Raw genomic sequence first — 5,906 nt, forward strand, 5'->3', positions numbered from 1 at the left:
ACCCCGGCGCCCGCTCCGGCTCCGGCGGCACCCGCCGCGCCGGCGACACCCGCCGCACCGGTGGCATCGGAGCCGGTCGTCGCGATCGACGACGAGACGGCGGTGCTCAAGCTGCGCTCCATCGAGCTGCACGGCACCGCCACCAGCAAGGACGAGGCGATCGCCGAGGCCGGCCGGCTGCTGGTCGCCTCCGGCGCGGTCGGCGAGGACTACATCGACTCGATGCGGGAGCGAGAGCGGTCGGTGTCCACCTACATGGGCAACCTGCTGGCCATCCCGCACGGCACCAACTCCTACAAGGACCAGATCAGCACGTCGGCTATCTCGGTGGTCCGCTACCCGAACGTGCTGGAGTGGAACGGCAACCCGGTGAAGTTCGTGATCGGCATCGCCGGCGCCGGGGGCGACCACCTCGCACTGCTCGGCCGGATCGCCGAGGTGTTCCTGGACGAGGCCAAGATCGCCGTGCTGGAGCAGGCCACCACGCCCGCCGAGGTGCAGGCGGTCATGGCCAAGGTCAACGGCTGAGGCCTGCCGTCGCCGCGGTGACCAACTCGCCGCGCCGGTCCTGGTACCAGGCCCGGAGTTCGGCCACCTGTGGTTCGATCCGGCCCCAGTAGTCGACGAAACCCGGGTTGCCGGCCTCCGAGCCGTCCTCGACCACCTGGTACAGCCAGTCGTGGTTGGCCGCGACGGCGTCCACGAACTGTTCGGGATCGAAATCGCCGCCGTAGGCGCGCAGGAAGATGCCGAGGCGTTCCGCCGTCCGGCCGCGGCGCGAGTCGGCGATGTACTCGTCGGGTTTCAGCGGCGCCCACAGCCGAGCGGCCGCGGCCACGTCCCAGACCGGCAGGCCGGGGCCGACCAGGTCGAAGTCGATCAACGCCACCGCGCGTCCGTCCCGGAACACCACATTGGCCGGGTTGAGGTCACTGTGGCAGGCCAGCGGACCCCGGAACGGCTCCGGCGGGGGACGCGACCAGCGCCACGGGGTCACGTCGAATCCGGACGCCGCCTGGTGGTAGCGCCGCAGCAGCCGCGCCATGCTGCGCAGCGCGTCGTCGCCGAACATCCACGGCGCGTGCGGCCGGACGACCGTGTCGCCCGGGACGAAGTCGAGCACCTCGCGGCCGCGTCCGTCGATGCCGAGGAACCGGGGCGCGCCGTCGAAGCCGACCCGTCGCAGATGATCCAGCAGCGCGTGCACGGCCGCGCTGTTCGGCCCCGGCGGACGGTGCACGGCAGCGCCGCGCCGGACCACCCGGCCGCGGTTCGCGGTGCCGCCGACCAGCATCACCTCGCCGGGCTCGGCCGGCTCGTCGGCCGGGCTCACCGGGACGGCTGGTCGTGGACGAGCAACGCCTCGGCCAGCGAGGAGTGGGTGACCAGCATGGTGACCAGGCCGCTGCGCAGCGCGGCCAGCACCGCCGGGCATTTGTCGGTGCCGTAGGGGATCGCGATCAGCTGGGCCACCGCGTCCAGCCGGGCGGCGTCCACGCTGATCATCCGGTCGTTGAGGGTGGTGTGCAGCGGCGTGCCGTCGGCGTCCAGGCAGACCCCCGCCATCTCGGCGCATACCCCGGAGCGGGCCAGTTCCACCCGCTCCGCGGGCGTCGCGGCCTGGAACAGGGTGGACAGCCCGGGCGCCCAGCCGCCGATCCCGACCACCGCGACATCGGCCGAGGACGCCCGGTTGAAGGCCCGGACGATCTCCGGCTGGCCGCGCAGCGCCCGGGCCGTGCTGGCGTCCGGCACCAGGAAGGGTGCGAAGTACAGGTAGGCCGGGCCCTTGGTGACCCGGGCCAGGTCGCGAACGACGTCCACCGCGGTGTCGTCGCTGGTGCCGGAGGCGTCCCGGGCCGGGGGCAGCACCCCGGTCAACTGCACCACGGACGCCTGCGGCAGTCGCCGCGCCTGGCGCACCATCGACTGGATGCAGCGCGCCCAGGCCAGGCCGATCAGGTCGCCGGCGCTGACCACCTCGGCGAGCAGGTCCGCGGCGGCGGCGCCCAGGCTGGCCCGCAGCGTGTGCGGGTCGTCGTCGGGGCAGTCGATCACCACCGCGTGCTCCAGCCCGAACCGTTCCCGCAGCCGGATCGACCGGTCCAGGTCGATGATCCCGGAGTGCCGGATCTCGATCTGCACCACGCCCTCCTGGCGGGCCAACTGCAGCAGCCGGGCCACCCGGAACCGGCTCAGCCCGAGCTCGTCGGCGATCTCGACCTTGGTGCGTCCCTCCAGAAAGTGGCGGTGCGCGATCTCGGCGGCCAGCACGAGTTCGGCGGGACCCTTGAAGGCGGCCGGGGACCGCAGGACGGAAGCGCTCATTTGAGTGTGGACGGTATCAGAATTCCACTCCAGGGTGCCGGACGCGCCCCGCCGCCGGCGCCCGGGCCGAGGCCTGGGGCGGATCCCGTTTCGGCGCGCCGACTGGGGGATTTGCGGGGTGGACGAGTGCGCAGATGAGCCCCGGAGGGCCGATCTCGGCGTGCCGCGCCAGCGGTCTATAGCTCTCGATGCAGGTCGGGTCTACTGTTTTGGGATCGCAATGCACGGGGCCCATCAAGAGCAACGCGGCCGGCCCCGGGCAGAACCTTGAGGAGACATATGTCTACTACCGCTGCCGCGCCGAAGACCTCGGTGCGGATCCAAGTACAGAAGTTCGGGACGTTCCTGTCCAACATGATCATGCCCAACATCGGCGGCATCATCGCCTGGGGCCTGATCACCGCCCTGTTCATCGAGAACGGGCCGTTCCCCAACGAGAAGATCGCCACCATGGTCGGTCCGATGATCACCTACATGCTGCCGATCCTGATCGCCTACGCGGGCGGCAAGATGGTGCACGACGTCCGTGGCGGCGTGGTGGGTGCCGTCGGCGTCATCGGCATCATCATGGCCACCAGCAGCGAGGTGTTCCTCGGGCCGGACGGCAAGGGTGCCCCGATGTTCCTGGGCGCCATGATCATGGGCCCGCTCACCGCCTGGGTGATGAAGCTGTTCGACCGCGCCGTCGAGGGCAAGATCCCGGCGGGCTTCGAGATGCTGGTCAACAACCTGTCGGCCGGCATCATCGCCGCCATCATGACCATCGTCGGCATGTTCGTGCTGGCCCCGATCGTGCTGGGGATCACCGCGGCGCTCGGCCTGGCGGTCGGCTTCCTGGTCGATCGCAGCCTGCTGCCGTTGACCTCGATCTTCATCGAGCCGGCCAAGGTGTTCTTCCTGAACAACGCGATCAACCACGGCGTGCTGACCCCGCTGGGTCTGCAGGCCGCGCAGTCGACCGGCAGCTCGGTGCTGTTCCTGCTGGAAGCCAACCCGGGTCCCGGCCTGGGCATCCTGCTGGCCTACAGCATCGCCGGCCGCGGCGCCGCCCGGGGCTCGGCCCCCGGTGCCGCACTGATCCACTTCTTCGGCGGCATCCACGAGATCTACTTCCCGTACGTGCTGATGAAGCCGGTGATGATCGTGGCCGGCATCGCCGGCGGCATGACCGGTGTGTTCCTGAACGTGCTGTTCGGTGTCGGACTGCGGGCTCCGGCCGCTCCCGGCTCGATCATCATGATCTGGCTGCAGGCCAACAACCCGATCATGGCGACCGTGGCGGTGCTGGGTGCCGCGGCGGTGTCCTTCGTGGTCGGCTTCTTCCTGCTGAAGGGTGCCAAGGGCGGCGACGACGACCTGGCGGCGGCGACGGCGTCCATGGAGCAGATGAAGGGCAAGAAGTCCTCGATCTCGGCGTCCCTGGTGGGTGATTCGGGTCCGGGTGCCGCCCGCGGCCCGATCAAGAACATCGTCTTCGCCTGTGACGCCGGCATGGGGTCCTCGGCGATGGGTGCCTCGGTGCTGCGCAAGAAGATCCAGGCGGCCGGGTTCAAGGAGGTGACCGTGGTCAACAAGGCGATCTCGAACCTGACCGACACCTTCGACCTGGTGGTCAGCCATCAGGACCTGACCGACCGGGCCAAGCAGGGCACGCCGTCGGCGATCCACGTCTCGGTGGACAACTTCATGGCCAGCCCGCGCTACGACGAGGTGGTCGAGCTGCTGCAGCAGACCAACGGCGGGGCTCCGGCTCCGGCGGCGCCCGCTGAGGCACCCGCCCCGGCCCCGGCGTCCGCGCTGGCGACCGCGGCGGCGGACGTGGCGAGCACGGAGCCGGCCGAGGCCCACGAGGTCGACGAGGCGGACGCGGTGCTGAAGCTGTCCTCGATCGTCCTGGAAGGCACCGCCACCGACCGCGACGGCGCCATCACCGAGGCCGGCAACCTGCTGGTGGCTTCGGGCAATGTCGGTTCCGGCTACGTCGCGGCGATGCACGAGCGGGAGAAGTCGGTGTCCACCTACATGGGCAACCTGCTGGCCATCCCGCACGGCACCAACGAGGCCAAGTCGATGATCACCAAGTCGTCGATCTCGGTGGTCCGCTACCCGAACGGGATCGACTGGAACGGCAATCCGGTGAAGTTCGTCATCGGTATCGCCGGCGCCGGCAACGATCATCTGGAACTGTTGGGGAAGATCGCCGAGGTGTTCCTCGACGAGCAGCAGATCGCAGGCCTCGAGCAGGCGGCGTCCCCGGCGCAGGTGCGGGACGCATTCGGAAAGGTGAATGGCTGACATGAAGGCAGTGCACTTCGGAGCCGGCAATATCGGTCGTGGGTTCGTTGGGCTGTTGCTCAGCAACGCCGGTTACGAACTGGTGTTCGCGGACGTGGCCGATGCCCTGATCGAGGGACTCCAGAACTCGGAGTCCTACGCCGTCCACGAAGTGGGGGACGACCCGCGCACCACCGTGGTGCGCGGGTACTCCGCCCTCAACTCGGCCAAGCAGGCCGACGAGTTGACCGCCGCCATCGCGTCGGCCGACATCGTCACCACGGCGGTCGGGGCGAACATCCTGAAGTTCGTGGCGCCGGCCATCGCGGCCGGCATCGCGGCGCGTCCGGCCGGGGCGTCCAAGGTGGCGGTGATGGCGTGCGAGAACGCGATCAACGGCACCGACATCCTGAAGGCGGAGGTCGAGGTCAACTACGCCGGCGACGACCTGGCCGACCGGGCGCTGTTCGCCAACACCGCGGTGGACCGGATCGTCCCGGCCCAGGCGCCGGACGCCGGGCTCGACGTCACGGTGGAGAACTACTTCGAGTGGGCCATCGAGACGCCGCCGTTCGAGGGCGACGTGCCCGAGATCCCCGGGGTGACCTGGGTGGAGGACCTGGAGCCCTACATCGAGCGCAAGCTGTTCACGGTGAACACCGGCCACGCCACCGCGGCCTGGTTCGGCTACGCCGCGGGCATCGAGAAGATCTCCGACGCGCTGGCCGACCCGTCCGTGGCGGCGAAGGTGGCCGACGCGCTGGCCGACACCAAATCGCTGATCGTCGCCAAGCACGGCATCGACGACGTGGTGCAGAGCGCGTACGTGTCGAAGATCCTGAAGCGGTTCGCCAACCCGTTCCTGCCCGACACCACGCTCCGGGTCGGACGCGGGCCGCTGCGCAAGCTGAGCCGGCACGACCGGTTCATCTCGCCGGCGTCCCAACTGGCCGAGCGCGGGATGTCCTGCGACGGCCTGCTGGCCGCCATCGGTGCCGGACTCCGGTTCGACACCACCGAGGATCCGGAGGCGGTGGAGCTGCAGCGGCTGCTCGGCGAACTGACCCCCGAGGACGCGGTGGCGCAGATCACCGGGCTGGAGCCGAGCCATCCGCTCTACCCGTCCGTCCTGGAGGTCTTCGCGGCCCGGAAGGCCTGACCCGACACACCAACGAACGGCGCCCCGGGATTCCCGGGGCGCCGTCGTTCGTCGGGGACGGTTCTCGCTGGTCGGGGACGGTTCTCAACGGTTGGGGACGGTTCTCAACGGTTGGGGACGGTTCTCAACGGTTGGGGACGGTTCT

The 5,906-nt window shown here is 70.0% G+C and carries 5 protein-coding genes; 3 read left to right on the plus strand and 2 right to left on the minus strand.

The genetic code is table 11. The features are described 5' to 3' along the window. Positions 1 to 528 (plus strand): PTS sugar transporter subunit IIA (locus QM582_RS16785; protein WP_415086320.1); only part of this gene is annotated, 528 nt, incomplete at its 5' end. Here QM582_RS16785 and QM582_RS16790 read toward each other — a convergent pair. Together QM582_RS16790 and QM582_RS16795 are read right to left on the minus strand one after the other, a co-directional pair. Beyond that, on the minus strand, positions 518 to 1,333 hold the full coding sequence (locus QM582_RS16790) for a phosphotransferase enzyme family protein (RefSeq protein WP_415086321.1): 816 nt from the start codon (positions 1,331 to 1,333) through the stop codon (positions 518 to 520). The two genes, QM582_RS16785 and QM582_RS16790, sit on opposite strands and share 11 nt — an antisense overlap. After that, complete coding sequence (locus QM582_RS16795; RefSeq protein ID WP_415086323.1) at positions 1,330 to 2,328, minus strand: sugar-binding transcriptional regulator; 999 nt, start codon at positions 2,326 to 2,328, stop codon at positions 1,330 to 1,332. Before QM582_RS16795 ends, QM582_RS16790 begins: the two co-directional genes overlap by 4 nt. Positions 2,329 to 2,607: 279 nt before the next feature. Between QM582_RS16795 and QM582_RS16800 the strand changes: the two genes are divergently transcribed. Both QM582_RS16800 and QM582_RS16805 read left to right on the plus strand, forming a co-directional pair. After that, positions 2,608 to 4,623, plus strand: coding sequence for a PTS mannitol transporter subunit IICBA (locus tag QM582_RS16800; protein ID WP_415086324.1), 2,016 nt, complete (start codon positions 2,608 to 2,610; stop codon positions 4,621 to 4,623). 1 nt (position 4,624) lies between these two features. After that, entirely contained in the window at positions 4,625 to 5,761 is a 1,137-nt protein-coding gene (locus QM582_RS16805) for a mannitol-1-phosphate 5-dehydrogenase (RefSeq protein ID WP_415086326.1), read from the plus strand. Positions 5,762 to 5,906 lie beyond the last annotated feature (145 nt).

Source organism: Micropruina sp. (assembly GCF_047607385.1).
Taxonomy (GTDB): domain Bacteria; phylum Actinomycetota; class Actinomycetes; order Propionibacteriales; family Propionibacteriaceae; genus Micropruina.

What these genes read in the sequence shown, in the direction of transcription:
- QM582_RS16795 (WP_415086323.1), bottom strand. Translation starts at nt 2,328, where the DNA reads ATGAGCGCTTCCGTCCTGCGGTCCCCGGCCGCCTTCAAGGGTCCCGCC.
- QM582_RS16800 (WP_415086324.1), top strand. Translation starts at nt 2,608, where the DNA reads ATGTCTACTACCGCTGCCGCGCCGAAGACCTCGGTGCGGATCCAAGTA.
- QM582_RS16805 (WP_415086326.1), top strand. Translation starts at nt 4,625, where the DNA reads ATGAAGGCAGTGCACTTCGGAGCCGGCAATATCGGTCGTGGGTTCGTT.